Source organism: Cellulomonas sp. P1_C4 (genome assembly GCF_056406355.1).
This window is the reverse complement of record NZ_JBFUAI010000043.1, coordinates 1-5808: the sequence shown is the minus strand read 5'-3', so window position 1 is coordinate 5808 and position 5808 is coordinate 1. Positions and strand designations below refer to the sequence as shown.

At 73.9% G+C, this 5808-nt stretch carries 4 protein-coding genes and 1 pseudogene; 4 read left to right on the top strand and 1 reads right to left on the bottom strand.

Annotated features, from left to right (window positions below):
• Nucleotides 1–448 (bottom strand): annotated as a pseudogene (locus AC1DYZ_RS20135) (ribonuclease E/G); the annotation flags it as partial.
• A gap of 465 nt (nt 449–913) precedes the next feature.
• Here AC1DYZ_RS20135 and AC1DYZ_RS20130 point away from each other — a divergent pair.
• From AC1DYZ_RS20130 to AC1DYZ_RS20115, 4 genes are all read left to right on the top strand, one after another.
• Entirely contained in the window at nt 914–2416 is a 1503-nt protein-coding gene (locus AC1DYZ_RS20130; RefSeq protein ID WP_477066868.1) for a cytochrome ubiquinol oxidase subunit I, read from the top strand.
• A gap of 14 nt (nt 2417–2430) precedes the next feature.
• Nucleotides 2431–3498, top strand: coding sequence for a cytochrome d ubiquinol oxidase subunit II (gene cydB / locus AC1DYZ_RS20125; RefSeq protein WP_477066867.1), 1068 nt, complete (start codon nt 2431–2433; stop codon nt 3496–3498).
• A complete protein-coding gene (gene cydD / locus AC1DYZ_RS20120; protein ID WP_477066866.1) occupies nt 3495–5120 on the top strand; it encodes a thiol reductant ABC exporter subunit CydD in 1626 nt (541 codons plus the stop codon). The genes cydB and cydD overlap by 4 nt, the downstream gene beginning before the upstream one ends.
• The coding region (locus tag AC1DYZ_RS20115) for an ABC transporter domain-containing protein (protein WP_477066865.1) at nt 5117–5808 on the top strand (692 nt) is incomplete at its 3' end. The genes cydD and AC1DYZ_RS20115, both read left to right, overlap by 4 nt.

Genomic DNA, 5808 nt, shown 5'->3' with positions numbered 1-5808 from the left:
TCGGCTCCGGCGCGGCGGCGGCGCGGGTGCCGGMGCGGCGGCGGCGGGGCGCGGCCTTGGTGKCGGCGGGCTCCTCGACGACGGGGGCGGCCTCGACGACCGGCTCGGCCTCGACCGGGGCCGCGGGGGCCTCGTCGGCGACGGGCGCCGGCTCGACCGGTGCGTCGGCCGAGACCGGGACGACGGTGCGGGTCACGCGGCGGGACTTCTTCACCGGCGTCGACGGCGCCGTGGCGGGCTGCTCGGCAGGGGCCGGGGCGGCGTCCTCGACCTTCGCCGGGACGGCGGGTTCGGTCACCGCCGGGAGGGTGACGACGGCGTCGGCCGGGGCGGCGCTGCTGGGTGCGGCGGTCACGCGGGTGGCACGGCGGCGGCGCGGTGCGGCGGGCGGTGCCTCACCCCCGGCGATCGTCGTCGTGTCTGCGGTGGGGGTGTTCTCGTCGGTCACGCGAAGTGCTCCTGGGTACCGGGCATCGCCACCCACACGCGGTGACACTCGGTCGGTCGGTCGTCGCTCGCGTGCTGCGCGGCGACGGAAAGTCGGCGGTCGTGGCTGCTGCACCCGGTCGGCGCCATCGCCTGCGACGCCGGAGCCGGCGGTCCCGATCGGGGACCAGCGGGCGGCAGAGCGGCGGCTGGCGCGCACGACATGCTGGTGCTGCGAGCTCAAGGGTCCTCGGGCGGTGTGGCCACCCGGAGAGCCGTGGTCAGTATCGCACAGCGCCTCCGCACCGGCGTCCGGCAGTGCCCGGCGCGCCGTCGGGAGGTCCCGCTACCCGGGACCTTGGTCCCAGGGGCAGACTGGACCCGGTCCTAGCGTTTTCCCAGGTCCGCAGGTCAGGACTGGTCTGCTGTCCAGACCGGTGGGCGGCGTGGACCCGACCCGGTATCTGCTGCACCCCCGGAGGGGCCCGTGGACACGCTCGACGTCGCTCGATGGCAGTTCGGCATCACCACCGTCTACCACTTCATCTTCGTGCCGCTGACGATCGGTCTCGCGCCGCTGGTCGCGATCATGCAGACGATCTGGGTCCGCACCGGCAACGAGCGCTGGCTCCGGCTGACCAAGTTCTTCGGCAAGCTGCTGCTGATCAACTTCGCGATAGGGGTGGCCACCGGCATCGTGCAGGAGTTCCAGTTCGGCATGGCGTGGAGCGAGTACTCCCGCTTCGTCGGCGACGTGTTCGGGGCTCCGCTGGCCATGGAGGCGCTCGCCGCGTTCTTCGTCGAGTCGACGTTCCTCGGCCTGTGGATCTTCGGCTGGGACAAGCTGCCGAAGAAGATCCACCTCGCGTGCATCTGGGCGGTCGCGCTGGCCACCAACCTCTCCGCGTACTTCATCCTCGCCGCGAACTCCTGGATGCAGCACCCCGTGGGCGCCGTGTTCAACGCCGAGCGCGGCCGCGCGGAGATGACGGACATCGGCGCCGTCCTGTCGAACTCGACGCTCCTCGCCGCCTTCCCCCACACGATCTCCGCCGCGTTCCTCACCGCCGGCACGTTCGTCGCCGGCATCGCCGCCTGGTGGATGGTGCGCCTCGTGCGCGCGGGCCAGGTCGACAAGGCGCGCGACGTCTACCGGCCCGCCATCGTGCTCGGCGTGATCGTCATGCTCATCTCGGGCGTCGGCGTGGCGCTCAGCGGCGACCAGCAGGCCAAGCTCATGTTCCAGCAGCAGCCGACGAAGATGGCGGCCGCCGAGGCGCTGTGCGAGACCACGGACAGCGTGCCGTTCTCGCTGCTCGCGGTCGGCCCGCTGGGCACGGGCGCCGACTGCGACAAGGTCACGCACCTGCTCGAGATCCCCGGCATGCTCTCGTTCCTGGCCACCGGCGACTTCTCGGCGACGCTGCAGGGCACCGACCAGCTGCAGCAGGAGTACGAGGACAAGTACGGGTACACCGACGCGAACGGCGACCCCATCAGCTACATCCCGAACCTCGCCGTCACCTACTGGGGCTTCCGTCTGATGATCGGCTTCGCCCTCGGCTCGGCAGCGCTCGCGCTCGTGGCCCTCTGGGTGACCCGCAAGGGCCGCGTGAACGGCAACGTCTGGGTCGGGCGGCTCGGCATCGTCGCGCTGGTCACGCCGTTCCTCGCCTCGTCGTTCGGCTGGATCTTCACCGAGATGGGCCGCCAGCCGTGGGTCGTCGCGCCCAACCCGAACCCGGGCGGCGTCGACGGGGTCTGGCTCCTCACCGCGCGCGGCGTGTCGACCGTGACCAGCACGGGCACGATCCTCACGTCGCTCATCGCCTTCACGCTGCTCTACGGCATCCTCGCCGTCTTCTGGTACCGCCTCATGCACCGGTACACGATCGAGGGCGTCGCGGACAGCGAGCGTGATCCCAGCCCCGACAACCCCGACAACGACCCGGACGGCGCGTCCGACCGGCCGCTGTCGTTCGCGTACTGAGAGGGCCGACGACCATGGAGCTCACGACCGTCTGGTTCATCCTCATCGCGGTCCTGTGGACCGGCTACCTCGTGCTGGAGGGGTTCGACTTCGGCGTCGGGATGCTGCTCGGGCTGCTTTCCCGCGGCGACGGCGCGGCCAAGGACCGCGACCGCCGCGTCATGATCAACACGATCGGACCGGTCTGGGACGGCAACGAGGTGTGGCTGCTCACCGCGGGCGGTGCGACGTTCGCGGCCTTCCCGGAGTGGTACGCCACGATGTTCTCCGGGTTCTACCTGCCGCTGCTGCTCATCCTGCTCGCGCTCATCGTGCGCGTGGTGTCGTTCGAGTGGCGCGGCAAGATCGACGACCCCCGCTGGCGGTCCCTGGCCGATCGGTGCCTCATCGTCGGCTCGTGGGTGCCCGCCGTGCTCTGGGGCGTGGCGTTCGGCAACCTGGTCCGCGGCGTGGAGCTCGACGCCGGGCACCAGTACGTCGGCGGGTTCTGGGCGCTGCTCAACCCGTTCGCCCTGCTCGCGGGCGCGACGACGGCGCTCATCTTCCTCACGCACGGCGCCGTGTTCCTCGCGCTGAAGTCGGACGGCGACGTCCGGGCGCGGGCGGGTGCGTTCGCCGCCCGGTCGTCGATCGTCACGCTGGTGGTCGCCGGTGCCTGGGCCGTCTGGGCGCAGGTTGCCTACTCGGTGCCGTGGACCTGGGCGGCCGTCGTCGTCGCGGCCGGCGCGCTCGTGGTGCTGGTCGTGTCCGCGCAGCGCCGCCAGGAGGGCCGGGCCTTCGTCGCCTCGGCCGTCGCCATCGTCGCGGCCGTCGTCCTGATCTTCGGGTCGATGTACCCCGACGTCATGCCGGCCTTCGACCCGGCCAACTCGCTCACCGTCACCAACGCCTCGTCGACCAGCTACACGCTGACGGTGATGACCTGGGTGGCCGTCGTGCTGACGCCGCTCGTGCTCATCTACCAGGGCTGGACGTACTGCGTGTTCCGCAAGCGGATCTCGGCGCAGCACATCCCGGCCGCCACGGGCCTGACGTTCGACAAGGTGCCCGCCCTGAACAAGCCGTCCTCGTCCGACCAGTGAGGCCGCTGGACCCGCGTCTCCTCAGGCACGCCCGGGCCGCCCGCGGCTACGTCGCACTGACGTCCGCACTCGGTGTGCTCACGGCGGCGCTGGTGGTCACGCAGGCCCTCCTGCTCGCGCACGCCCTCGGCGACGCGGTGACCGACGGTGCCACGCTGGACGAGGTGGGTCCGACGATCGCGTGGCTCGCCGTCGTCGTCGCCGCGCGCGCCGTGGTCACCGCCGTCCAGGAGCGGTTCGCGCACCGGGCGGCCACGCGCGCCGTGGGCGAGCTGCGGGAGCAGGTGGTCGAGCACGCCGTCGCGCTCGGTCCGCGCTGGCTGGCGTCGGGCGAGGGACCGTCGGTGGTCACGCTGGCCACACGGGGTCTCGACGCCCTGGAGCCCTACTTCGTCCGGTACCTGCCGCAGCTGGTGCTCGCGGCGACGGTCACCCCGGGCGTCCTGCTCGTCGTCCTCGGGCTCGACTGGGTGTCCGCCGCGATCCTCGTCGTCGTGCTGCCGCTGGTGCCGATCTTCATGGTGCTGGTGGGTCGGCTGACGGTGGGGCGCTCCGAGCAGGGGCTCGTCACCATGCAGCGGCTGGGCGGGCAGGTGCTGGACCTGCTGGCGGGCCTGCCCACCCTGCGCGCGCACGGCCGCGAGCGCGGCCCGGGCGCCCGGGTCCGGGCGCTCGGTGACGCCCACCGGGTGGCGACGATGGGGACGCTGCGGATCGCCTTCCTGTCCGGCATGGTGCTCGAGCTGCTCACCACGCTGTCCGTGGCGCTGGTGGCGGTGGGGATCGGGCTGCGGCTGGTCGAGGGCAAGCTCGACCTGCTGACCGGCATCGCGGTCCTCGTCCTCGCGCCCGAGGTGTTCCTGCCGCTGCGGCAGGTCGGCGCGCAGTTCCACGCCGCGGCCGACGGYGTCGCGGCGGCCGGTCGGGCGTTCGAGGTGCTCGAGACCCCCGTCCCGACGGCCGGGACGCAGCCCGCACCCGACCTGCGGACCGCGACCCTGCGGCTCGAGGGCGTCGGCGTCGCGGGCACGCCGCACGACCTCGACCTGGTGCTGCGCCCGGGGACGGTGGTCGCCCTGACGGGACCGAGCGGCGTCGGCAAGACGACCGCGCTGGAGGTCGTGCTCGGGCTGCTCCGCCCGGACACCGGCCGCGCGAGCCTCGGCGGCGTCGACCTCGCGGACCTCGATCCCGCCTCCCTCTGGGCGCAGGTCTCGTGGCTGCCGCAGCGGCCCGTGCTCGAGCCGGGGACGATCGCCGAGCTCGTGGGGGGCGACGCCGCCGCACGGAGGACGGCCGCCGCACTGACCGGCCTCACCGAGGTCGTCGCCGCCCTCCCGGACGGCTGGGCGACGTCACTCGGTCGCGGCGGCGAGGGGCTCTCACTGGGCCAGCGCCAGCGCGTCGCGCTCACCCGCACGCTCCTGTCCGACTCGCCGCTGGTGATCCTGGACGAGCCGACCGCCCACCTCGACGCGGCCGGTGAGCAGGTCGTCCTCGACACCGTGCGCGCCCTGCAGGGCGCCGGGCGCACGGTGCTGCTCGTCGCGCACCGCCCGTCGCTGGTCGCGGCCGCCGACKAGGTCGTGCGGGTCCGGTCGGCCGTCGGGGTGCCCGCGTGAACGGCCCGCTGCGCCGGGCGGTCCGGCTGCTCGACATCGACCCCCGCCGCCTCGCGCTCGCCCTGCTGCTCGGCACGCTCGCGCTCGGCTGCGGCGTCGCCCTGGCCGCCGTGTCGGCCTGGCTCATCGCGCGCGCCTCCCAGATGCCGCCGGTCCTGCAGCTCTCGGTGGCCACGGTCGCCGTGCGCGCGTTCGGCATCGGCCGCGGGGTCCTGCGCTACCTCGAGCGGCTCGTCTCGCACGACGTCGCGCTGCGCGGCATGACCCAGCTGCGCGCCACGCTGTACGAGCGGCTCGCGGTCGCGCGGCCCGACACCCTGCTGCGCCTGCGGCGCGGCGACCTGCTCGCCCGCGTCGGAGCCGACGTCGACACCGTGGGCGACGTCGTCGTCCGCGGGCTGCTCCCGGCCGGCGTCGCGGCGGCGCTCGGGCTAGGCACCGTGGTCGCGATGTGCCTGTTCTGGCCACCGGCGGGTCTCKCCCTCGCGGCGTGCCTCGCCGTGGCCGGCATCGCCGCCCCCGTCATCGCGGCGCGCGCGGCCCGCACCACGGAGGTCCGGGCGCTGCAGAGCCGGTCGGACATGACCGCGACCGCGCTCGGCCTGCTCGACGACGCCGGTCCCCTGCGCGTCGGCGGCCGCGCGACCGACCAGCTCGCCGCGCTGCGGGCCGCGGACGGCCGCCTCGC

What these genes read in the sequence shown, in the direction of transcription:
- cydB (WP_477066867.1), top strand. Translation starts at nt 2,431, where the DNA reads ATGGAGCTCACGACCGTCTGGTTCATCCTCATCGCGGTCCTGTGGACC.